The sequence below is a fragment of the Wolbachia endosymbiont of Tribolium confusum genome, assembly GCF_020405475.1.
Classification (GTDB): domain Bacteria; phylum Pseudomonadota; class Alphaproteobacteria; order Rickettsiales; family Anaplasmataceae; genus Wolbachia.
The window spans coordinates 1-23,294 of record NZ_JAIZNT010000011.1 but is presented as its reverse complement, the minus strand read 5'-3'; the positions used below and the strand labels follow the sequence as shown (position 1 = coordinate 23,294).

Sequence of the window (23,294 nt, the reverse complement as noted above, 5' to 3'; positions counted from 1 at the left end):
AATTCATGAAATCTGGGTTGTAGAAATAATGATTATCCTTCGTGTTTTTCAGTGTATTTGAGTAAGCCATATACAAAAACTGCAACTGTAGAACATACAACTGTTAATAGTAAATTTGGTAAAATGCCATAAGAAAAGAATTTTCCTACTATGTATATTCCAACAGCCCCAAACATCATATTGCAAAATGAGAGAACTGCACTACCAAGCCCTATACTTTTGACCGTTTCTAAAGCAGAAGTCACGTTATTGCTGATTACGAGTGCAAGTCCGATATTGCTTGGAATCCAAAGAACTTGAAGAATAAGTACGCTCAACTTGTTTGTGAAATAAAAATATACCAATAAACCATCGGATATTATTGGTAATACCAAACCTATTATTAGCATCTTGCTAACCCCTATTTTTGGTACGTACCTTCTGTTAATTAAAGTGCCGATTACGTAAAATATAACTATGATTGATATAAGATAGCCAAAATATTGTACTTCAACGCCCATTGATTCAAATATGAACGGGTAGTTAGCAATGTATGCCCAAAGCCACATGAAAGTTAATCCATGAATGGTTGAAAATCCAAGGAAACGATAATTCTTAAATATTAATATATACTGCTTGAAGATATTAATACTGGCTTTACTTTTATTTACAGTCAGCGTTTCTTGCAGCTTCAAGTAAATAAAAATGAGCATAATAATTGCGGCAAGTGATATGATAAAAAACAAAAACTTCCAACTATAACCATGTGAAATTATATAACTGCCTACCACTGGAGCTATTCCAGGTGAAAGTGCTACTACCATATTTAACTTTGAGATTACTCTTGAGTATTCACTACCTGAGTACATATCCCTGATTGCTGCATATCCGACAACGCCTGCAACACCAGCTCCTGCTCCTTGTATAAAACGGATTAATATTAAAAGTATAATATTATCAGCTATGCAACATACAATACTTGCCAAAGTAAAAATTGTCATACCAATAAGCATTATTAGGCGCCTACCATAATAGTCTGACAATGGGCCATAAATTAATCCAGATATTGCAACTCCTAATAAATTTAAACTGATCGTAAGCTGCGCTATATTACCTTTCACCTTAAAATAGTTGGCAATACTTGGCAATGCAACTGAGTATAAGTCTGTTGCCATATCAACAACTGCTACAGATAATATCATAATAAGAGAGATGATATTTTGTGAAAAAGCTGTCGACACTAATGATTTACTGGATTAAATATGTTTAATTGTAGTATATTTTTCTCATTAGTATATTAATTTAACTGCTAATCTCTGTATAAAATATGGATAAATCACAATTAGTTAAAGAGGTTTTCGATTCTGTAGCAAATCGCTACGACATTATGAATGATATAATGAGCCTTGGAATGCACAGGCTATGGAAAGAGAAGATGGTAAGTAGTGTGCATTTTAAAAAGCACTCCAAGGTTTTGGATATTGCTGGAGGAACCGGAGATATAGCTATAAGAATAGCAAGAGGGGAGCCAAGTGCTCAAGTTACAGTATGTGATATAAATCAAAACATGCTGGACAAAGGGCGTGATAAAGCTATAAATTCAAATCAGCTAAATTTCAATTGGGTATGTGCAAATGCAGAGAGTTTACCATTTGAAGATTCCGAATTTGATTATTATACAGTAGCTTTTGGTATTCGAAACTTTTCTGACCGTAAGAAGGCTTTAAGTGAAGCATATAGGGTATTGAAGCCAGGTGGGAAATTTCTTTGCTTGGAGTTTGCTCCTATGCATTATCAAAATGAGATATTCACCAAATTTTATGACTTATACTCATTTAAAGTAATTCCTAAAATTGGCAGCATAGTTGCTAAAGATAAGGGTTCTTATGAATACCTAGTAAGAAGCATCAGAGAATTTCCAACTCAGACTAACTTTAAAATGGAAATTGAAGAGGTAGGCTTTAGGAGTGTTGAGTTTGATAATATGAGCTATGGAATAGTAGCATTACATATTGGAACAAAATAAACTCTGGTCTATTTAGTAGTTCTTTTGCTAACTTTCTGTAATTTCGCAGCGTTTTTCCTTCAGAAGCTAAAGTTTCTTGAACGTATTGCTCTCAGGAGTTACACTGTGGACTAATGCTGTAACTTTTTCCTGAAACTAAATACTTAACTTTAAAATAAAATGCGATCTAATATTAAGCAGTTATTTTACTATATAAAACCTAGTCTACATTATTTTACTGTAGCTTTTATTGCAGTTCTATTTTCAGCTTTAACGATTCTTCTTTTTGGCAAAGGCTTAAGTAACATAATTGATTCTGGCGCAGAGCATGATTTTACTACCAAATTATTAGTTGCAATACTGATAGTTCTGGGTATTTCTCTCACTGCATTTACTCGGTTATATTTCATTGGCATTGGCAGCGAAAAAGTTGTCGCAAGAATCAGATATGACTTATATAGCAGTATTACTGATTTACAACCAAGTTTCTTTGAGAATACAGGTGTGCAAGATGTTATCTCAGCATTAATTACTGATACCTCTGCATTGCAATCGATAATAAACAGCAGCTTACTGACAATATTAAGGAATTTTGTGGTACTAACTGGTAGTGTTGCAATGCTGTTATACACAAATCTACATTTAACCGCATATGCAGCTGCAATAATACCCATACTGCTCATTATCATGACTTCACTTGGAAAAAAAGTTCGCAATTATGCACGCTTTGCTCAGGATAAATTAAGTGAGCTTGCATCATTTAGTGAGGAAAATTTTAGATCTATAGTAACCATTAAATCATTTGTACTAGAAGAAAATGAAAAAATTCGTTTTCAGAAACATCTAAACTCAGTATCAAAATCATACGTAAAATTAGTACTCTTGCGTGCTATTTTAGTAACTCTAGTTATCACGTGTGTGATAGGTTCGCTAGTTGTTTTGCTCTTCTTCGGTATTAAAGAAGTCTTAAGTAATAATATGACCATTGGAGAACTCTCCTCATTTGTGTTTTATTCAGCACTTGCTGCAGGGGCTGTAAACAATCTAAGCGATAACATCAGTGATTTGCAACGAGGTCTTGGAATTGTAGAGCGTTTATTTGAATTTATGAACATGAAAAGCTCTATATTAGATAATGATAATCCTATAAGGATCAATAGTGTTCAAAAAGGAATTTCGTTTAACGATGTAACATTTTTTTATGCTGATAAGCCAGCATTAAATAACGTATCATTTTCTATAGAGGCAGGTCAAGCAGTATCAATTGTTGGACCATCTGGCAGTGGTAAAAGCACCATTTTAAAGCTTCTGCTCCGTTTTCACGATCCAAGTGAAGGCAGTATTACTATCGATGGACAGAATATTAAGACAATTGCGCTAAGTGATCTAAGATTGCTGTTTGGCTTAGTACCACAAGACCATATGATATTCTCTTGTTCAATAATGGAAAATATACTATATGGCAAGCCGAGTGCTGAACATGAGGAAGTGAAGCGAGCAGCTATCAGCGCTTATGCGATGGAATTTATTGATACGCTGCCGGATAAATTTGATACATTTGTAGGAAAAAGAGGATTAAAACTTTCTGAAGGGCAAAAGCAACGCATCATAATAGCGAGAGCAATACTAAAAAATCCTCAGGTTTTAATACTTGATGAAGCAACTTCCGCCCTCGACTATAAAAGTGAGAGCCTCGTGCAAAAAGCTCTAAGCAAATTAATGCAAAACAGAACAACAATTATAATTACACACAGACTTTCAACTGCACTTAAAACTGACAAGATTATAGTGATTAATTGCGGGAAAGTAGAGGAAGTCGGCACTCATGACTCTCTAATGAGTAGAGATGGACTGTATGCAAAATTGGTGAAGATATAGTAGAAGTTGAAAGAAAATTTAAATCATATCGTTAGTTGATATGCTAGATTTATAATTAAAGTTATTAAGTTTTTAATCATTTTGATTTATAATAATCTCATAGTATTTTTTAAAGGATTATTATGGTTTATAATTACAATAATTTGCCAAAACTACCATTTACGGGTTATAATTTGCCAACACAAGTTTTACCAGCACCAATTTTGCACTGTGCACAAGCTTCTGCACCTGCATACGCACCTTGTGCTACTAATTTGTGTCACAATCATTTTAACTCATATCATAACTATTATGATACGTGTTATAATCCTTGTGATACGTTTGATTTTTTCTGCTAAGAGATTAGATTTAAATCACTAACAAACGTACGTTCTTTCACTCTTGATATACGTACTTCCAATAGCACATGGGAAAACCATGTGCTTCACATTTTGCTTTAAAATACAATAAACAGGTGCTTGCTTGTCATTTACATTGGCTATAGCAGTTCTACCAAAATTTGTTCCAGCAATATAACTAATTTGACTACTGACAGCTTTTTCTTGAAATCTTAGCATTATTTTGCTGTGGCAAAGCTTTTCAATGCGAATATCTTCTATATTAAAGTCGTATTTTGAAATGTACTGTAAGTTTGTATATGCTAGTTTTAACCTTAGAATTATTAAATCATTAACTTTTTTATCCTATAATAATCTAATAGTTATTTTTTTAAGGATTCTTATGAATTATAATTTTTCCTCATCTCCGCGTGTTGGTTCATGTATTCCTACGCGCACAGCTTGCACAACTGACCCACGGTACCATAATAATTTTGGTCCACATTGTCATAACCACTTTAACCTACATCGCCATGACCACTTTGATCCGTGTTGTAATGGACTTGGATTAGATATATATCTTCCTGATGTAAAAATACCTCCTTGTCCTGATGTAAAATGTCCTGACCCTTGTCCTGATGTAAAATGTCCTGACATACCCGCTTGTCCTGATGTAAAATGTCCTGACATACCCGCTTGCCCTGAGTGTCCTGCTTGTCCAGAACCTAAAAAACCAATTGACTTTTCAAAGCTTTCAATAGTAGTTGATGCAGTTTCTGGAGAGATTAAAGATGCCAAGACTAAGGAATCTAGTGGTTTAATGTTTGCAAAATGTAAAGAAATTATTGATAAAAATGACAACAATCTTGAAATTGCTCCAGACAATCGTATCAGAGGACAGTGTGATAGTAATCCTGAATGCAAAGCTTGTGTGGATGCGATAAATGCTTCTATAGTAGATGTGCGCAAAGAATCAGCATTTTCTCCTGAAGAGATATTAGCACCAGAATACAATGTTTTTATTATATAAAAATAGTTAAGATATATATTATTAGTATACACTTTATATTTTGTATTAATTTTTAAATAATATTTTTTTATTAAAGGAGATATTTTATGTTAAAAAACAATGTTCGTTATTTAAATTATAAGAATACACATCAACTGCCACATATGTTGAAAATTAATTTACATACAAAGCTAGATGATGGTAAAGACCCTAACTCTAGGATTGATGATAAGACTAAGAATGAACTGAAAGAAAAGATTAAAAATGAGATAAAGGATAAAATAAAAGAAGAAATAGAGGGTAAACTAAAGAAAGATCTTAAGTGTGAGATTGGTGATAAGACTAAGAATGAACTGAAAGAAAAGATTAAAAATGAGATAAAGGATAAAATAAAAGAAGAAATAGAGGGTAAACTAAAGAAAGATCTTAAGTGTGAGATTGGTGATAAGACTAAGAATGAACTGAAAGAAAAGATTAAAAATGAGATAAAGGATAAAATAAAAGAAGAAATAGAGGGTAAACTAAAGAAAGATCTTAAGTGTGAGATTGGTGATAAGACTAAGAATGAACTGAAAGAAAAGATTAAAAATGAGATAAAGGATAAAATAAAAGAAGAAATAGAGGGTAAACTAAAGAAAGATCTTAAGTGTGAGATTGGTGATAAGACTAAGAATGAACTGAAAGAAAAGATTAAAAATGAACTAGAGAAAGATCTTAAGTGTGAGATTGATGACAAGACTAAGAATGAACTGAAAGAAAAGATTAAAAATGAACTAGAGAAAGATCTTAAGTGTGAGATTGATGACAAGACTAAGAATGAACTGAAAGAAAAGATTAAAAATGAACTAGAGAAAGATCTTAAGTGTGAGATTGATGACAAGACTAAGAATGAACTGAAAGAAAAGATTAAAAATGAGATAAAGGATAAAATAAAAAAAGAAATAGAGGATGAGATAGATTGTAAGAAGAATGGCAAGAAAAAAGGTGGTGACGATGATGAGAATGGCAAGAAAAAAGGTGGTGACGATGATGAGAATAGCAAGAAAAAAGGTGGTGACGATGATGAGAATGGCAAGAAAAAAGGTGGTGACGATGATGAGAATAGCAAGAAAAAAGGTGATGACGATGATGAAAATGGCAAGAAAAAAGGTGGTGACGATGATGAGAATGGCAAGAAAAAAGGTGGTGACGATGATGAGAATAGCAAGAAAAAAGGTGATGACGATGATGAAAATGGCAAGAAAAAAGGTGGTGACGATGATGGAAATGAAGTCGAAGAAACAGTTTCCATTGTATCTAAAGAAATAACCCAGGATCATGCTGATGCTACAAAGTGTGGAAGTTTTGGTGGTTACTACAATACATATAATCAGGTAGGTCGCCACGGTTTTAGTACATCTGAATTACTAGAGGCATTTTACCCTGAGATGTATAATAACCCTAAAATTGCGGAACATTTGAAAATGGGATCAAAGGTCTTCTATGGTGCAGTAAATTACAAATTTGCTTTTTCAGAACCTTTTGATTACTCATGGGGAAATGTTAGCAATATGTGGTGTAAAAAGTGTTCGAATAATTTAGGCGAGATTGCCTGTCAAGGTGATGAAATTAAAAGTTTCTGCTACCCTGCAGGTATATATATGAATCAAGGCTATAACGAGAGCTTCTTTGCTGAAAGGACATGCCCTAATCTTGTTAAAGTATCCGGTTCAGCTACTATTAAAGTAAAACAAGTTGCGCCGCTAATACTTGTTGATTCCTCAGGAAAAATGATAGATAAAGAAGGTAATAACACTCAAATGGCGTATTCCAGCTTGTCGCCTTATCTTAAAGCTAATGGCCATATAAAAGATTGTGCAGGTGACGCAAAGTGTAAAAGTTTTGCTGAAATTATGAAGAAAGTTGCATGGGATACTAATAAGGAAGTACTATTAAAAACTGTTTCTGGTGATTTACAAGAAGCAAATCCTTACTATTATGACAATGAGGATAATTCTGTTTCCGTTGATACTAATTTTGTATAAGACTGAATGCTTTCTAAGCTTTTCAGCTTAGAAAGCATTTTTGTAGAAAAATAAAATGAATGAACAGCTGGCGGCATTTAGCGCCATAGACTGACGCTCTGCCAATTGAGCTACATTTGCCAATAGAAACTTATATGACATGAGATAACTCTTCAACTAGCCCCACTTATTCGCTATACTGCTACAGGTTTTATAGCTTTTTAGTTAATGAACATTTTCAAACAGGTTTCCTCTCTAATTTCCAGCAAATTAAATGAGTTGAAGCAAAGGGGTATCATAAATACAAGTGCGGAAAATTTTATTGTGGAACCTCCGAGCAATAGAGCGCATGGAGATATTTACACAAACGTTGCTATGGTGCTTGCAAAACATGAAAAGAAGAATCCAGTTGAGATTGCAGGGATCTTAGCAGAAGAATTTAAATCTTTTGATGAAGTTGCAAAAGTGGAAATAGCAGGTCCTGGGTTCATCAATATGCACTTGAAAATGGAAGTATGGCATGGGATTTTAAAACAAATAAATGAGCTAAAAACGGAGTTTGGCACTCTCAACATTGGAAACAATCAGGCCATCAATGTTGAGTTTGTATCCGCAAATCCAACTGGGCCACTACATATTGGTCATGCAAGAGGGGCAGTGTTTGGTGATGTTTTAGCAAATTTGCTAAAGAAAGTTGGTTATAAAGTTACTAAGGAGTACTATATCAATGATGCTGGAGCGCAGATAGATACGCTAATTCGGTCAGTATATTTGCGGTATAAGGAAGCTCTGGGAGAGAAAATTAGCATCGAAAAAGGTTTATACCCAGGTGAATATTTAAAACCAATAGGGGAGGGGCTAGCTAAAAAATATGGCAAGGAGCTTAGAGAAGAGGATGATAATCAAATAATTAGAGAGTATACTTTAAGTTCCATTTTAGAGATAATAAAGGAAGACATGAACTTACTTGGAGTAAGTCATGATGTCTTTACTTCAGAGTATGAGCTACGTGGTAAAATCGAAGAGAGTATAAAGATATTATCTGATAAGGGTCTAGTGTATGAAGGGTACCTGGAGAAACCAAAAGGTAAAGAGAATGAAAATTGGATTTCCAGAAAAGAAATGTTATTTTGCTCTACAAAATTTGGTGATGATGTTGACCGCGCACTAAAAAAAGAGGATGGTAGCTGGACTTATTTTGCATCGGATATTGCTTACCATTTTGATAAGATATCACGTGGTTTTAACAATATGATCGTAGAGCTCGGCAGTGACCATGGCGGTTATATTAAAAGGCTTAGAGCAGTTGTCTCTGCGCTCAGTGATGATCAAGCAAAGATAGAGGTAAAACTGCATAATATTGTGAATTTCTTCGAAAATGGCAAACCTGTTAAGATGTCGAAAAGATCAGGAAATTTTCTTACAGCTAGGGATGTAGTGGAAGAGGTTGGCAGGGATATAACTCGTTTTATAATGTTAACACGCAAGAATGATATGGTCTTGGACTTTGATTTTGCTAAAGTTAAAGAACAGTCAAAAGACAACCCTATTTTTTATGTGCAATATGCGCACGCCCGTGCTCATTCGTTAATGCGTAATGCTCCAAAAGAGCTCCCAACAGCAGACCCTTCACTTTTAAAGACAGATGGGGAGCTATTCCTCATAAAAACCTTAGCAAAGTGGCCAGATGTGGTAGAAATATCTGCAAGGCTTTGTGAGCCACACAGAATCACTTTCTACTTACTTGAAGTTGCAGAAGCGTTTCACGTTTTATGGGGATATGGCAAAAGTGATTTAAATATGCGGTTTATACTGGAGAATAACTTAAATCTCACCGCTGCAAGAATGTTTCTTGTCCAAGCCTTAGCACACGTCATTGCTTCTGGACTTTCGATTTTTAATATAGAGCCTTTGAAAGAGATGAGTTAATTTTAATGCGTGATATTAAATGTGATAATAAATTATTGAGTAAGTACAATAAGGCTAAAAATTATACAAGAGGTCTGTTAAAATCACGTATGTCGATTGTCTTGAAGTCACACAATTGTTCTGTAGAGCTATGTCCTGTAATAATTACTGTACCGTTCTGCTCAGAGCGTATTGAGATTAGGTTCAATACTAATTCACATGTTGTGCTATCAAGATTACAGAAAGGTTCATCTATCAACCAGATATTTGCATTAGAAATTAAAAGGCGGGCAAGCGCAACTCTTCTTTTCCAGCCTGCAGAAAGTTCACCATATCTAATGTTAAATACAGGTTGCAACTCTAAACAATAAGCAGCTGCCATAACTAATTCTCTAGTGTTCCGTATTTTTGCCCAGAATTCTATGTTTTCACCAATTGTTAAGCTATCTTTACAGGCGTTTTTATGTCCTACGTAAACCATGGAAGATATAAAGGATTTTGGATCATCATATATGTCTTTTCCGCAGTATCTTATATTGCCTGATACTGGCGGTAAGAGTCCAGATAAACTTCTGATTAAGCTGGTTTTGCCGCTACCATTTGGACCAGTGATTAAGATTTTTGATTTTGGCTCAGCTTTAAAATTGAGGTTTTTAAATAATACTTTGTTATTACGAGCACAGGATAGATTTTTACATTCAAGCATCTACTGAACCTTTAAAAAGAACTTGGAGCCTAAACACTTCAGTGTATGAACATTGGATAGCCTGCACAACAAACAGTCAGTGTTTGACATACAACTGTACGAACATTGGGTTTGTAGGTAGCAGATGGTGTCATCCAAGTACTTGAAACTGGGATCAGAAATTTTAAGTAAGCACGCTGAGCTGGTTGGCATAAAAATAGTTGTTTTATGTTAAAATTAATATTTTTGACTAGATTACATGGAGAGCTTGATCCCAGTTTCAAGCACTGGGATAACACCCTTATACTTGACTGACTATAACGCTTAAGAAGTTTAGTGCCAGAAACCAGGTTATACAACGGATACTTCATCTGCCTTTTCCTTTATGTTTACCCTTAGTTGAAGATTGAGCTTTTATAAATAGCTCCCAAAATCCTTTTTTATCACCTTCTCTGTGTATCAATTGTGCAAAATGCTTCATTAAACCACTACCCATCATAACCATCTTTGTCCATTTACCTAGCGGCTTTGTTATATCAACTATTTCTAGATCTTCTTTGTAAACTTGAATATCTTTTTGCTTCTTGCTTAGCATTTCCTGTTGTTTCATCAACTCTTTTTGCTTATTTTTTTGATATAATTCATTAAATCTTCTATTTTCTTCCCACTCTTCTTTGAGAACTTTTAGAGGAAATATAATTTTTCTAATGTGATTTTTGTATATTTTTCTCAAAAAGAGAAATACTGCAATTATAGCAAGCAATATCGTGCTATATGTAGTGATTTGTCCGAACGGCATTTTTATACTTAGCTTATTGGCAAGCGGTATTTACAATTATACCATAACTATAGAAATTTTACAATTTTTTTCTGGATAAAGATAGTAGACTAAAAATTTCTAAAGGACAAAAGCAACGTATTTACGTACAGGCTATCAACTACTACACTCAAAACTGACAAGTGATTAATCGTTGGAGAGTAGAGGAATCACGGTTCTCTAATGAATAAAGATGGACTGTGTCAAGCTGGTGAGTAAGGTGGAAATTGAATAATTGTTGGTTATCATGCTAGATCTACAATAGAAGTTATAAAATTTTAATCATTTTGGCTTATAATAATTTCTGAGTTAACCTGAGATTTCCTGAACTGTGGTTTCTTTTACTCATGTTGAATGCTTAGCTTTTATACTCTAATTTAATTCCAGTTTTGACTATATAGGAGGTCACAATGTCAAACAATATCTATAGCGATCAAGTTAATAATAGTAATTTATATGCCAACAAACTTTTTTATGGTGAAGAGGGTGAGCAAGTCGAAAATCTAGAAGATCAGGTTGCGGGAGAAGAGGATGATAAATCAGAAGAAGATTTACTTCGTGACTGTAGAGATGAAACTAAGAAGGCAAAAGATAAGTTAATACAGTGTAAAAAAGATGCTGTGGAATCACAAAGAAAAATTACACAATTAGAAGCAGAAACTAGTGAATTAAAGTCACAGGTTCAAGAAGAGAAAGGGAAGGTAGAACAAGCTAAGAATGAAGCTAAAGCAGCAAAGGCAGAAGTTGATGAGTTAAAATTATAGGTTCAAGAAGAGAAAGGGAAGGTAGAACAAGCTAAGAATGAAGCTAAAGCAGCAAAGGCAGAAGTTGATGAGTTAAAATTACAGGTTCAAGAAGAGAAAGGGAAGGTAGAACAAACTAAGAATGAAGCTGAGGCAACAAAAAATGAGTTAATACAGTGTAAAAAAAATGCTGAGAAGATGAAAGAAAACGGTGGACAGGCAATTAATCAGGAAAAATGTGATGCTATTAAAGCAGAAGCTGAACAAGCAAAATTAGAAGCTAAGCTAGCAAAAGAGGAAGTTTTGAGGTACAAAATTGAACAGGAGAAAGAAGAAGTGATGCAGAGTAAGATCGAAGGAGTAAAAGAAGAACTTTTAAAGTGTAAAATTAACATGGCAAAAGCAGAGACTGAGTGGTATAAAAAAGCAGCTGAAGAATGTAAAAATGAGAAAAGAATCGGTACAGATAAACCTAGTATTAGGGGGGAGGATGAAAATGATAGAGGCAAACATGTTACCAATGAGGACGATCGCACTGATAAAGATAAACCTAGTATTAGGGGAGAGGATGAAAATGATAGAGGCAAACATGTTACCAATGAAGGAGGGAATGAAAGTGGAGAAATTACATCTCAAGAAATAACACCAGATCGTAGCCTGCCAGAGATTTGTGGGCCTAAGGCTACTTTGTATAAATCGAATAATAAGATAGGTTATCAAGGTTTTAATACATCTGACTTATTAAAGAAATTGTATCCTGAGATGTACAGTAATTCTAAAATTATACCATATATAGAAAAGGGAGCAGAGGGTAGTTATGGTGCAGCAAATTTTAAATTTGCCTTTACAGAAGTTCTTGATTCAATACCTAATTTTAGTAATACAAAATGTGTTAAATGCACTAATAGTCCACAAGAGTTAGCGTGTCAAGAGGAGAAGGTTAAGAGTTTCTGCTACTCTAACAATTACTACAATACTAAAGAATACAACAAGAATTTTTTTTCTAGAAAATCATGTCCTGATCTCATTAAAAACTCCAATGAAGCAAGTATTATAAAAGCGAAACAAGTTGCACCATTGATACTTGTTAATACTTTAGGGCAAATGATAGATAAAGAGGGTAATAACACTCAAGTACACTATAATTCATTAAAGCCTTATCTAAAGCTTAATGGTAAAATCAAGGACTGTGAAAATGATCAAAAGTGTAAAGATTATACTGCAATTATGGAGAAAGTTGCATGGGATAGTGATAAGGAAGTACTATTAAAAACTGCTGTTAATAATACGCAAGAAGCAAATCCTTACTATTATGGAAATGAGGATAATTCTACTTCCGTTGAATTTGGTTCTATGTAAGGCTGAATTTGTCTAATTTTTTCTACACTAGACACAATTTAGTCGTATCTGAACAAATACATAATCTATATAAAGAGGACGTAGGTACCATCTGTCCTTTTAAAGACATTTATGTCAATGATATGCGTAATCCATGATTTTAAACATGATGATCCTCCTAAGTAATACAAAAAAACTCAGAAAAATGTATATAGCTATAATAGAAGTTATCTATACATAAGTACAATATACCTTAACTAGAGATTATAAATTAATGAAGTTGAAAAGTCTGCAGACGAAGATAGATTTCGAGCTCTAGAATACCTTCACTACCAAAGTAACAAAGCTGTCAAAATTTGTCAAGTAATTTTTATTGCAACTGTACAAACATTTCACAGGACAAATTTAAAATGCTGTAAAATGGTGTCTGTTCAGACGCATGTGAAACCAGTGGGAGTGTTAAATAAACTGTGTCAAACCAAGAAATAAAAATATAATTGATATAAAAAAATGGAGGTTTGACATGAGTCAAGTAAACAGAACTACCGGTTTGGTAGACTATAAAGAACTGGAAGCAAATATTCTATCATCGATAAGAGAAGGAAGGCCGCTGACGGGAAGAGATGGAGCATTAACACCGTTTATAAAAAGGTTGCTAGAGGCAAGTCTGGAAGGTGAAATAGAAAGCCACATGTCAGCTAAAAGTGAAGAAAATAACCGAAGAAATGGGAGAAACGCAAAAACTTTACGCACGAGTGGAGGCTCATTTGAGTTGTTAACACCTAGAGACAGGGAAGGAAGCTTTGAACCCCAAATAGTTAGAAAAAGACAAACAAGCCTACATCCAGAACTTGAAGCAAAGGTCTTAAGCACATTTGCCAGTGGCATGGGATACAGAGATATAGCGTCACATATTGAGGAAATTTACGATCACAAAATATCGGCGGCAGAGATATCAAGTATTACTGACAAACTGCTACCAGTAATCAACGAATGGCGTAGTCGTCCGCTGCAGTCTGTATATCCGATAGTTTTCATGGACGGAATATTTTTTAAAGTCAAGGAGGACGGGCATTGTGTAAGTAAATGTATGTATAATATATTAGGTATAGATCAAAATGGCAGAAAAGAAGTATTAGGTTTTTATTTAGCTGAAAGTGAAGGAGCTAACTTCTGGTTGGGAGTACTAAATGATCTCAAAGAGAGAGGAGTGGAAGATATTCTAATTGCATGTGTAGATGGGCTAAAAAGCTTTCCTGCAGCAATAAACGGTGTGTTCCCTAATGCAGAAGTGCAGATGTGTATAGTGCATCAGATACGTAACTCACTGAAGTATGTAGCTAGTAAAGATGCAAAGAGTTTTTTGAGTGATTTAAAGAAGGTATATCAAGCTTCAAGTAAGGAAATTGCCGAGAATTATCTGTTGGAATTAGATGAAAAATGGGGCACAAAGTACCCTATGGTTATAAAATCTTGGCAGAATAATTGGGAAAACCTATCTGGTTATTTTAAGTATTCCGATCCAGTTAGGAGGATAATCTATACTACTAATCCCATAGAGGGGCTACATAGGCAAATTAGGAAATTCACCAAAACCAAGGGCTCATTTACCAACACAAACGCCTTGTACAAACAGGTATATTGTGCTATAAAAAAAGTAGAGCAAAAATGGGTAATGGCTTTGCCTAATTGGGCATTAACTATATCTCAGCTCGATATTTTCTTTCCCAACAGATTGAAAATTCAGTTGAGCTAAAAATGTGGTTTGACACAGTTTATTTAACACTCCCGATCTTCCAAAGAACTGTAGATTTTCTTTCTAAAGATAATATTGTAACACTCATCTTGCATAGTTTTATGAAACCTCTCGCATATGCCATTAGTTTGTGGAGAATTGGCTTTAGTTCTTGAATGATCAATGTTTTCAATTCCCAAGTAAAGCTGATAAGCATGATTCTCTGGTTTGCCACAGTATTCTGTACCCCTATCAGTCAAAATGCGGGATAATGGCACATTTTGTCCATCAAAGAATGGTATGACTCTATCATTAAGAAGATCTGCAGCAGTGATTGCAGTTTTGTCTGTTTGCCATAGCAACCCTTGAATAGGTATCAATGAAAGTTTGCTGGTAGATCCTTCCTATACCTTTTATATTGCCTACATAATAAGTGTCTTGAGAACCCAAATAACCAGGATGCTCTGTTTCAATTTCACCATCTTTGTTCTTTCACTTTCCCTAAAGCTGCAAGTTGCTCTTCAGTTAAAATTATGCCATCTTGTGCAACCTTTGCTTCAAGGGCTTTAAGTCTTTTTTTGAACGTTTCAATGTCATTTCTTAGCCATACAACCACCTTCGGATACCTCTTTTTCTCAGCTCATTTGCAGCTCTTTGCTGTCCATATGCTGGAAATTCTGTTGCAATATTTACTACTGCTCTTTCTATATCTTCGGAAACTCTGTTTGCAAATAGCGGTTTTTTCTTGCTGATTTCATGTAACGCCTCTTCTCCTCCATTTTCGTATAACTCCTTGAATCTATAAAACGTCTTGAATATCCCATTACCTTGCACGCTTGAGATACATTCCCGAGCTGTTTTGCTAGCTCTAATAAACCTAGTTTTGGTTTTAATATTTTCGTTTGCATTGTATTCATTTCTAACACTCCTTGTTCTTATTATTTTATAACTTACTTTTTTAAAGTGTCAGATTAAGTGTTATTTAGTACAGTTAATGCTTCCTTCTATAATGCAAAACCCATACTCACCCAACCTAATTGATTACTTGCAATCTGGATTCCAGTTTTAAGCTACTCGGATGACAGAGAAAGGGCTACTTGCATGACATGAAAAGGAGCACCGAGCAGATCACTTCTTCACAAAGATCTTATCAGCAACACGCATATCAATTATCCTCCAATTGCTAAAAGTAAAGTCGGTTGTATTTTGCAAGTGGCTTAAATAATCCCATGCGCTATAAGGATTATCTTCAGGCAATTTTACTGTGGCACTGTCATCGAGTATGATATTCCATCTTCTATTGCCTACATAAACACAAGAAGAAATATGATCACTTAATTGAGTTTTCCTCTCTAGTATATATTTAATGAATTTTAGGCTTGATAACGAATTTTGTCCTTTGATTATAACGAGGTTATCTATCTGGTAATCATCTACGATTACTTTACCTTCAGAGTCAATTACTGAAGTTCTGTTATCATCTTTCCAAAGAGCAAAAGGTTTGTGTTCATTTACATCAATGCGTAAGGTGTTGGGTAAAATCCTATAAATTCTTACATGTTTTATCCATTCGCTTACAGATTGTATATTATCTGTTAGTTTTGAGAGTGATACATACATGATAGGTTGTGTTCTATCTACTAAACTTAGAATGTCCTGTTCATTTGTAAATTTGTTTCCAGTAACGGTTACTTTGTCGATTGAAAATCCATTGCTAATTAATAAGCTCGATAAGCGATCGTTACACCAAGTAAAGTAGTAATTGAATCGATTTGTTATTTTATCAAGTGAACTATAAAGTATTAGTGTAAGGAAAAGTGCAGTTATAATCATGAAAGCACACTTGCGCAAAAAACTCCTTTGGCTTCTAGTAACATTGTTCAACATCGGCTTGATCTCTAATATTCTTGTGGTGTAAACTGTCTTTGACAATAATTTTAATTAATTCGTTAAAATCAATTCCTTTTGTCAATTTTGCAATTTCTGGTACTAACGATAATTCAGTAAAGCCAGGATGTGTATTAATCTCAAGCATTTTTAAAGTGTTATTTTTGGGATTATAACGGAAATCTGAGCGGGAAACAGTTTTGCATCCTAAAAATTGATGAACTTTTAGTGCGTGTTCCAAGGTCATTTTATATATATTGTCAGGAATTTCAGCAGGAAATATATGTTCTGCAAATCCATCTGTATACTTTGCTTCATAATCATAGAATTTATTTTTTGGTCGTATTTCCATAGTGCCAATTGCTTCGTTCAGCAACACAGCAGTATGTAACTCTATACCAGGTATATACTCTTCTACGATCATCTTTTCCATTATAGTAGAATTGTTATTTTTCAGCTCTAAGTAATCCTCATGCGAGAAAATCATGTGTACTCCAATGCTTGAGCCTTCGTTAATCGGTTTTAAGACGTATGGATAATCAATTTTAATATTATTTTTTAGCATATCTTCTCGACTAATTACATAACCTTTTGGAGTGTCGATATTAAGAGACTGAAATATATGTTTTGACATTGCCTTGTTCATCGCAACAGCAGAAGCCATAACTCCTGAGTGTGTATATTTTATACCTAAGATTTCCAATAAACCTTGAATACAGCCATCTTCACCATAAGGCCCATGTAGAGCAATAAAAGCAAGAGCGGGATTAGTTTTTTTAAGCTTTTGAGCAATGTTACTATCAACATCTATTTCTATTGCATTATATAAAAGGCTATCAAGCGCTTTCTTTACTGCTTTTCCGCTCATAAGTGATATTTCTCTTTCGCAAGAAAATCCACCACTTAAAATTGCTATAGCTGGAACCATAAGCATTCTATACTTTGCTATATATCATATATAAAAGATACTTTTACCTTCAATAAAAAAACGTTTTGAAAAATTCTATACTATGTACAGATATTGCAATTTGCAGGTGGTAAGTGGTGTCATAAAAGTAGCTGACATTGGTTTCCATCATTGTCAGAAACGTTATATTTTAACATAAAGCAGCTAATTTTATGCTCGTAAATTTAACTGGGTCCCAGTGCTTGACACTGGGATGACATCTTTCTTGGTGGACTCAAATTACAATGTTCGTACGATTTTGCGTTACGTACTAGAATGACAAAGAAGAGTGAGTTGGTAGTTTTTCATATGGTTATGCAAGAAGTCTGATCTTTTTTTTGTTAATATTATCCTAAATTTTCGTCAAAATAAGCTGTTTTATCCTTCTTTTCTTTATACTCTTCTGCTGTATCTAGGGGTTGCTTTTTAGCTGTAATGTTTGGCCACTTTTGCGAATATTCTACATTTATGTTGTAAAATGATTTGAAGGTTTTTTGTTCGCTGTTCAATAACTTTTCATCTAGTTCTAAAATATCTTTTATGGAATCATCAGTTACAATCGCATCCACTGGACACTCAGGTATACATACTCCACAATCAATACACTCATCTGGGTTAATCACGAGCATATTTTTACCTTCATAAAAGCAGTCAACGGGACATACTTCTACACAGTCCGTATATTTACATTTTATGCATTTATCTGTAACAAAATGCGTCATAAAATACTGTATATTTGCATTATCTTGGGTACACTAAACTGATAAGAAATTCAAGCCTTTTATGAAGATAAATAAATTAAATAACGAAGAATTAGAAATATGGCTAAGCTTGGCTAGAACTGTGGGGCCAGTAAAGTTTTTTAGTATACTAAGAGCATGTGGCTCACTAGATGAAGTGCTTAAGTATCTTAATGAATTGGCTAACAAGGATTATGGAATTAAAAATGTACAAGAAGAAATTAAGAATGCAGAAAAAATTGGAGCCAAAATAATACCAGCATGTGATCCAGATTACCCTGACATTTTAAGGAATATCTCTGGTTGTCCTCCTGTAATAACTACACTTGGTGATATATCATTGTTAAGCCGTGAGATAATTGCAATAATCGGTGGACGTAATTCTTCAATCAATGGAAGAAATTTTGCCAATAAGTTGGCACTCGATTTAAGTGAAGCCGGTTTTATTATCGTTTCTGGACTTGCAAGAGGGATCGATACTGCAGCAAACAGTGTAATATACAAAAATCACCCAACCATTGCTGTCACAGCAAGCGGAATTGACGTAGTATACCCAAGAGAAAATCTTGATTTATACAAAAGAATCACTGAAAATGGCGGATTAGTAATTACTGAGCTTCCATTTGCTACTAAACCAAAGCCTCAGTATTTTCCTCAAAGGAATCGAATTATATCTGGTCTGTCACTCGGTGTTGTGGTAATTGAAGCATCAAAAAAGTCTGGTTCTCTCATCACAGCAGATTTTGCTTTGAATCAGGGGAGAGAGGTATTTGCAGTTTCTGGTTTCCCTTTAGATTCACGCTGTAGTGGTAGTAATTATTTAATTAAAAACGGCGCTAAACTTGTTGAATCTGCTGATGACATAATAGAGAGCGTGAGATTTAGTTTACCTCCTCAGCAAAAAAGTCTATTTGATACCGTTGCTGACCAAAAACAAGGAAAATTACATCAGGCAAAATCTATTATAGTTGATCATATTAACTCTGTACCTGTTGATATAGATGAACTTATATTAGCAAGTGGACTTTCTACCAACATAGCTCTAATGGCTCTTTTGGAACTAGAGACGGAAAATAAAATAGAGCGTTCGCCGGGGAATAAAATATCATTAATTTTCTAGATTGCTTTAGTTATAAGTCCACAACCGTACAAACATTATGATTTGAGTCCACCAAGAAAGATGTCATTCCAGCGTGTGACGCTGGCTTTCCGTAATCTCACTAAAAACGTTGTATTTTTACATAACTTTTATACTTACTAACTTAATATATAATCAGAATTCCTAGATTCCAGACTCGTGCATCAATAGACCTGCTGCAAAAGGTAATGATAAAATGATGGGAGAGAGGTAGAGGAGGAATAAGCAGATAGAGTAGGGTAAAAAAATGAGCTTTAGTTACTACAATATAAAGAAACACCCAAGAAATTTTCGTAATATAACAGGCTTAACTGTAGAAGGATTTGAAAAGGTGATAGAAAAAGTGGGGAACGTTCAAAAAAGTGTGTCAAGCCGAAAAGAAAAGTAATAAATTGATATAAAAAATGGAGGTTTGAAATGAGTCAAGCAAATAGAACTACCAGATTAGTAGACTATAAAGAACTAGAATCAAATATTTTATCATCTATAGCTAACCCAAGAAAGGTTTAGCTATATGGCAAAATTGGTTAGAATGGTATAATAAGTAATGAAAAAGAAGAAGATGCCAAGTCCATATAGTGAGGATCTGAAAGAACGTGTTCTCAAAGGAGTCGATAAAAAACAATGACGATAAAAAAAATCAGTCAAATATTCAAAGTGAGCATAAAACCAATATATTTGTGGAGGAAAAGGAAAGAAGAAACAGAAACCATATTCAGGTTATCACAAAGGATATGGCCATAAGATTAAAGATATGGATAGATTTATCAAATTTCTGGATGGAAATCAGGATATTAGAATTGAAAAGATAATTGAAGAATTTGGTAATATGTGTAGAAACACAGTATATAACTACCTTAGCAAAGTAAACTATACATATAAAAAAACTTTTCTTTATCGAGAAAGAGATAAAGAGAAACGCAAAGAGTTCATAAAAAAAGTAGAAGAAATAAATAAAGAAAACTTGATATACATAGATGAGTCTGGAATGGAGGACAATGAATTTTATGAATATGGGTAGTCTCAAAGAGGTTATTTGCCCAGGGTTTAAAAGAAAGAGGGTAAGCATGATTGGAGCACTGAATGAAGGAAAAGTTAAAGCTTCCTGAAGGCTACTGCAACAGCGAGATTTTTGATGCTTAGGGAGTGTTAAATAAACTGTGTCAAACCACATTTTTAGCTCAACTGAATTTTCAATCTGTTGGGAAAGAAAATATCGAGCTGAGATATAGTTAATGCCCAATTAGGCAAAGCCATTACCCATTTTTGCTCTACTTTTTTTATAGCACAATATACCTGTTTGTACAAGGCGTTTGTGTTGGTAAATGAGCCCTTGGTTTTGGTGAATTTCCTAATTTGCCTATGTAGCCCCTCTATGGGATTAGTAGTATAGATTATCCTCCTAACTGGATCGGAATACTTAAAATAACCAGATAGGTTTTCCCAATTATTCTGCCAAGATTTTATAACCATAGGGTACTTTGTGCCCCATTTTTCATCTAATTCCAACAGATAATTCTCGGCAATTTCCTTACTTGAAGCTTGATATACCTTCTTTAAATCACTCAAAAAACTCTTTGCATCTTTACTAGCTACATACTTCAGTGAGTTACGTATCTGATGCACTATACACATCTGCACTTCTGCATTAGGGAACACACCGTTTATTGCTGCAGGAAAGCTTTTTAGCCCATCTACACATGCAATTAGAATATCTTCCACTCCTCTCTCTTTGAGATCATTTAGTACTCCCAACCAGAAGTTAGCTCCTTCACTTTCAGCTAAATAAAAACCTAATACTTCTTTTCTGCCATTTTGATCTATACCTAATATATTATACATACATTTACTTACACAATGCCCGTCCTCCTTGACTTTAAAAAATATTCCGTCCATGAAAACTATCGGATATACAGACTGCAGCGGACGACTACGCCATTCGTTGATTACTGGTAGCAGTTTGTCAGTAATACTTGATATCTCTGCCGCCGATATTTTGTGATCGTAAATTTCCTCAATATGTGACGCTATATCTCTGTATCCCATGCCACTGGCAAATGTGCTTAAGACCTTTGCTTCAAGTTCTGGATGTAGGCTTGTTTGTCTTTTTCTAACTATTTGGGGTTCAAAGCTTCCTTCCCTGTCTCTAGGTGTTAACAACTCAAATGAGCCTCCACTCGTGCGTAAAGTTTTTGCGTTTCTCCCATTTCTTCGGTTATTTTCTTCACTTTTAGCTGACATGTGGCTTTCTATTTCACCTTCCAGACTTGCCTCTAGCAACCTTTTTATAAACGGTGTTAATGCTCCATCTCTTCCCGTCAGCGGCCTTCCTTCTCTTATCGATGATAGAATATTTGCTTCCAGTTCTTTATAGTCTACCAAACCGGTAGTTCTGTTTACTTGACTCATGTCAAACCTCCATTTTTTTATATCAATTATATTTTTATTTCTTGGTTTGACACAGTTTATTTAACACTCCCAGTTACTCCATATAGTTTTTGGTGTTTTAAGTTCAAGAAAGGCTTTTGATCCAGATCATATCAACAACTATAGGACTAGGAAGCTGACTGAAGGTTTAGTACTTTAAAATCAACATTTGATTTTATGATGCAATTTTTTGTTGACTCGCAAGACGGTATCTCTCATATATTTTTCATGGCTCTGACTTAATACTTGCATGTTTTTCACGTGCTATAGAAATAGCCTTTCTCAACTTCTTTTCAAGAATTTCTTTAGAAGGAAGCTGTGTTAAATACTGTGCAACATGAATATTAGAGCCTTCGAGTTCAAGATATTCTATATCCTCTTGATCCTTATCAGCACATAAAATAATCCCTAACGGTTTTTCTTCACCTGCTTTTCGTTCATTTTTATCTAACCAATTTAAATACCATTCCATCTGTCCTTTATAAGCTGGTTCAAAGCGACCTATTTTTAGTTCTATTGCTATAAGACGTTTTAATCCTCTGTGAAAAAATAGCAGGTCCAAATACCTGTCAGTTGTTTTAGTACTCATCCTTTTTTGACGTGTTACAAAACAAAAATCACTCCCAAACTCTTGTAAAAATTTTGTCAATTCATCCAAGATTGTATTTTCTAGATCAGTCTCACTATAACTTGATGGCAATTCCATGAAGCTAAGGAAGTATGGGTCATGAAAAATGAATTCTGTTGCTAACATATTTTCTTCACGTAAATTTTTTATACTCCTTCTTATAAACTCTTCAGGTTTTTTTGCTAGCGCTGTACGTTCATACAACATAGTATCGATTTTACTACGTAGTGCTCTAACACTCCACCTTTCAATACGACACATTTCTATATAATAATTACGTTTCAGCTCATCAGAAATTGCAATAATTTCTACAAAATGTGACCAACTCAATTGTTGTGACAGTGTCGCGACAATTTCTTGATCAGAAAAGAATTTAGAAAATTGCACCATACGAAATAATGACGCTCTATCAAAACCACGTCCATATTTAATCTGAAGTTCTTTTGCAAGTTGGGAGATGATTTGCTTCCCATAATCTGCACGTTTGTGCTTTAGAATATCTTGATCAATTCTGGAGCCAATTTCCCAGTTCAACAATACTAGAGTAGAATTGAATTGAACAGAAAGATGATTCTTTGCTCTATCTATTAAATTACTAATGTCTCCTAATAGGCTAGTAGTTATATCCATATTCATAACTTTACTTTTGGTAAGTATAGCAGATGGTTTATTTTTATCCTGAAAAAACATTACTACTACCACTTATTACTTTAGAACCACAAGATATTGAATCTCCAACTCTTCCTATACTATAGCCATTTGCAAACACTTTTTTTGATCCTTCAATTAATACTCTACCTTCTGTAAAATTATCTCCTTTTCGGCAAACTGGCTTACCATTTACAAAAACATTGTTACTGCCGCTAATGCAGAAATGTGGTATAGCTTCTCCACAGCAGTCTCCTAACCTCACTATTCCTTTGTTCAATTTAAGTCGATCCTTTCTGCTTTCAGTTTGATTCCACTTTTTGTCATTTCTATCTCTGATTTTCCTACTTTGAAATTTAATTTATCCACTACAGAAATTTCAAGATTCTTGCTCTCTTTGTCATACAATAACTTTGTTCCATCTTGAAATACTAAACTGTTAATCATTTCACTATTCTCTGGT

At 34.2% G+C, this 23,294-nt stretch carries 20 protein-coding genes and 3 pseudogenes; 12 read left to right on the top strand and 11 right to left on the bottom strand.

Annotated features, from left to right (window positions below):
• Positions 1 to 32: 32 nt before the first annotated feature.
• Positions 33 to 1,181, bottom strand: a complete 1,149-nt coding sequence (locus tag LEM02_RS06500; RefSeq protein WP_226080772.1) for a multidrug effflux MFS transporter — start codon at positions 1,179 to 1,181, stop codon at positions 33 to 35.
• Between the two features lie 125 nt (positions 1,182 to 1,306).
• On the opposite strand from LEM02_RS06500, the gene ubiE reads away from it, so the two are divergent.
• From ubiE to argS, 5 genes are all read left to right on the top strand, one after another.
• Positions 1,307 to 2,005, top strand: a complete 699-nt coding sequence (gene ubiE, locus LEM02_RS06495) for a bifunctional demethylmenaquinone methyltransferase/2-methoxy-6-polyprenyl-1,4-benzoquinol methylase UbiE (RefSeq protein WP_226080771.1) — start codon at positions 1,307 to 1,309, stop codon at positions 2,003 to 2,005.
• Positions 2,006 to 2,164: 159 nt separating this feature from the next.
• Positions 2,165 to 3,862: an ABC transporter ATP-binding protein gene (locus tag LEM02_RS06490; protein ID WP_226080770.1), complete on the top strand. Its 1,698-nt coding sequence runs from the start codon at positions 2,165 to 2,167 to the stop codon at positions 3,860 to 3,862.
• Positions 3,863 to 4,582: 720 nt separating this feature from the next.
• Positions 4,583 to 5,209 carry a hypothetical protein gene (locus LEM02_RS06485; RefSeq protein WP_226080769.1) on the top strand — a complete coding sequence of 209 codons (627 nt, stop codon included), beginning with the start codon at positions 4,583 to 4,585 and terminating at the stop codon, positions 5,207 to 5,209.
• An 86-nt stretch (positions 5,210 to 5,295) separates the two neighbouring features.
• The gene (locus LEM02_RS06480; protein WP_226080768.1) at positions 5,296 to 7,212 is read left to right on the top strand and encodes a hypothetical protein; all 1,917 of its coding nucleotides are present in this window, start codon (positions 5,296 to 5,298) and stop codon (positions 7,210 to 7,212) included.
• Positions 7,213 to 7,419: 207 nt separating this feature from the next.
• Positions 7,420 to 9,120: an arginine--tRNA ligase gene (gene argS / locus LEM02_RS06475; RefSeq protein ID WP_226080767.1), complete on the top strand. Its 1,701-nt coding sequence runs from the start codon at positions 7,420 to 7,422 to the stop codon at positions 9,118 to 9,120.
• 61 nt (positions 9,121 to 9,181) lie between these two features.
• Here the strand turns inward: argS and ccmA are convergent, their stop codons facing one another.
• A complete protein-coding gene (ccmA, locus tag LEM02_RS06470) occupies positions 9,182 to 9,805 on the bottom strand; it encodes a heme ABC exporter ATP-binding protein CcmA (protein WP_226080758.1) in 624 nt (207 codons plus the stop codon).
• A 346-nt stretch (positions 9,806 to 10,151) separates the two neighbouring features.
• A complete protein-coding gene (locus tag LEM02_RS06465) occupies positions 10,152 to 10,583 on the bottom strand; it encodes a hypothetical protein (protein ID WP_226080756.1) in 432 nt (143 codons plus the stop codon).
• 428 nt (positions 10,584 to 11,011) lie between these two features.
• Between LEM02_RS06465 and LEM02_RS06460 the strand changes: the two genes are divergently transcribed.
• The 3 genes from LEM02_RS06460 to LEM02_RS06450 all read left to right on the top strand — a co-directional run bounded on the left by LEM02_RS06460 (position 11,012) and on the right by LEM02_RS06450 (position 14,438).
• On the top strand, positions 11,012 to 11,365 hold the full coding sequence (locus LEM02_RS06460) for a hypothetical protein (protein ID WP_226080754.1): 354 nt from the start codon (positions 11,012 to 11,014) through the stop codon (positions 11,363 to 11,365).
• Between the two features lie 177 nt (positions 11,366 to 11,542).
• Positions 11,543 to 12,703 carry a hypothetical protein gene (locus LEM02_RS06455; protein ID WP_226080752.1) on the top strand — a complete coding sequence of 387 codons (1,161 nt, stop codon included), beginning with the start codon at positions 11,543 to 11,545 and terminating at the stop codon, positions 12,701 to 12,703.
• A 502-nt stretch (positions 12,704 to 13,205) separates the two neighbouring features.
• A complete protein-coding gene (locus LEM02_RS06450) occupies positions 13,206 to 14,438 on the top strand; it encodes an IS256 family transposase (RefSeq protein WP_226079221.1) in 1,233 nt (410 codons plus the stop codon).
• Positions 14,439 to 14,473: 35 nt separating this feature from the next.
• On the opposite strand, the pseudogene LEM02_RS06445 reads toward LEM02_RS06450, so the two are convergent.
• The 4 genes and pseudogenes from LEM02_RS06445 to LEM02_RS06430 all read right to left on the bottom strand — a co-directional run.
• Positions 14,474 to 15,334: pseudogene (locus LEM02_RS06445) on the bottom strand (helix-turn-helix domain-containing protein); the annotation flags it as partial.
• A 211-nt stretch (positions 15,335 to 15,545) separates the two neighbouring features.
• Positions 15,546 to 16,304, bottom strand: a complete 759-nt coding sequence (locus tag LEM02_RS06440) for a cell division protein FtsQ/DivIB (RefSeq protein WP_226080750.1) — start codon at positions 16,302 to 16,304, stop codon at positions 15,546 to 15,548.
• Positions 16,285 to 17,238, bottom strand: a complete 954-nt coding sequence (locus LEM02_RS06435; protein ID WP_226080748.1) for a D-alanine--D-alanine ligase — start codon at positions 17,236 to 17,238, stop codon at positions 16,285 to 16,287. The genes LEM02_RS06440 and LEM02_RS06435 overlap by 20 nt, the downstream gene beginning before the upstream one ends.
• Before the next feature lie 359 nt (positions 17,239 to 17,597).
• On the bottom strand, positions 17,598 to 17,972 hold the full coding sequence (locus LEM02_RS06430; protein ID WP_226080747.1) for a ferredoxin family protein: 375 nt from the start codon (positions 17,970 to 17,972) through the stop codon (positions 17,598 to 17,600).
• Positions 17,973 to 18,033: 61 nt separating this feature from the next.
• Here LEM02_RS06430 and dprA point away from each other — a divergent pair, with 61 nt between their 5' ends.
• From dprA to LEM02_RS06415, 3 genes are all read left to right on the top strand, one after another.
• The gene (dprA, locus tag LEM02_RS06425) at positions 18,034 to 19,110 is read left to right on the top strand and encodes a DNA-processing protein DprA (RefSeq protein ID WP_226080746.1); all 1,077 of its coding nucleotides are present in this window, start codon (positions 18,034 to 18,036) and stop codon (positions 19,108 to 19,110) included.
• A 265-nt stretch (positions 19,111 to 19,375) separates the two neighbouring features.
• The gene (locus tag LEM02_RS06420) at positions 19,376 to 19,516 is read left to right on the top strand and encodes a hypothetical protein (RefSeq protein WP_226080744.1); all 141 of its coding nucleotides are present in this window, start codon (positions 19,376 to 19,378) and stop codon (positions 19,514 to 19,516) included.
• A 366-nt stretch (positions 19,517 to 19,882) separates the two neighbouring features.
• Positions 19,883 to 20,149 carry a hypothetical protein gene (locus LEM02_RS06415; protein WP_226080592.1) on the top strand — a complete coding sequence of 89 codons (267 nt, stop codon included), beginning with the start codon at positions 19,883 to 19,885 and terminating at the stop codon, positions 20,147 to 20,149.
• A gap of 155 nt (positions 20,150 to 20,304) precedes the next feature.
• Here the strand turns inward: LEM02_RS06415 and LEM02_RS06410 are convergent, their stop codons facing one another.
• Positions 20,305 to 21,537, bottom strand: a complete 1,233-nt coding sequence (locus LEM02_RS06410; protein ID WP_226079221.1) for an IS256 family transposase — start codon at positions 21,535 to 21,537, stop codon at positions 20,305 to 20,307.
• Positions 21,538 to 21,607: 70 nt separating this feature from the next.
• Between LEM02_RS06410 and LEM02_RS06405 the strand changes: the two are divergent.
• Positions 21,608 to 21,715: pseudogene (locus LEM02_RS06405) on the top strand (IS110 family transposase); the annotation flags it as partial.
• Between the two features lie 66 nt (positions 21,716 to 21,781).
• On the opposite strand, the gene LEM02_RS06400 reads toward LEM02_RS06405, so the two are convergent.
• The 3 genes and pseudogenes from LEM02_RS06400 to LEM02_RS06390 form a co-directional block, all read right to left on the bottom strand.
• Positions 21,782 to 22,813, bottom strand: coding sequence for a PDDEXK nuclease domain-containing protein (locus tag LEM02_RS06400; RefSeq protein ID WP_226080742.1), 1,032 nt, complete (start codon positions 22,811 to 22,813; stop codon positions 21,782 to 21,784).
• A gap of 43 nt (positions 22,814 to 22,856) precedes the next feature.
• A complete protein-coding gene (locus LEM02_RS06395) occupies positions 22,857 to 23,111 on the bottom strand; it encodes a PAAR domain-containing protein (protein ID WP_226080738.1) in 255 nt (84 codons plus the stop codon).
• Positions 23,108 to 23,294: pseudogene (locus tag LEM02_RS06390) on the bottom strand (phage baseplate assembly protein V); the annotation flags it as partial. The gene LEM02_RS06395 and the pseudogene LEM02_RS06390, both read right to left, overlap by 4 nt.